The sequence below is a fragment of the Mesorhizobium sp. M8A.F.Ca.ET.161.01.1.1 genome (assembly GCF_004792105.1).
Taxonomy (GTDB): Bacteria; Pseudomonadota; Alphaproteobacteria; order Rhizobiales; family Rhizobiaceae; genus Mesorhizobium.
Window position 1 is genome coordinate 1 of record NZ_SRTD01000157.1, and the last position, 375, is coordinate 375.

Sequence of the window (375 nt, forward strand, 5' to 3'; positions counted from 1 at the left end):
CGAAATTGACGTTGCGCTTGTCGAGAATTTTCACCGCCTCGCGCACCTTGTAGGAGCGTTGGCCGACCGGCTGGCCGAAGGTGGAATAAGCGAGCATGGCAACGCGCGGCTCGTAACCGAAACGGCGGGCGAGGCCGGCTGCCTCCTCGGCGATATCGGCAAGGTCCTCGGCATTCGGCATGTCGTGCACGGCCGTGTCGGCCACGAAGACGGTGCGGTTGCGCGAGACAACGAGGGATACGCCAATGACGCGATGGCCGGGCTTGGTGTTGATGCAACGGCGGATATCTTCCAGCGCCGTCGAATAATTGCGCGTCACGCCCGTCACCACCGCGTCCGCATCGCCCATCGCCACCATGCAGGCGGCGAAAGATC

1 protein-coding gene is annotated in these 375 nt (G+C 63.7%); it reads right to left on the reverse strand.

Annotated elements, in window-relative coordinates; translation table 11 throughout:
* On the reverse strand, window positions 1–375 hold a 375-nt coding region (locus EN804_RS35100; RefSeq protein ID WP_281407929.1), incomplete at both ends, for a phosphate acyltransferase.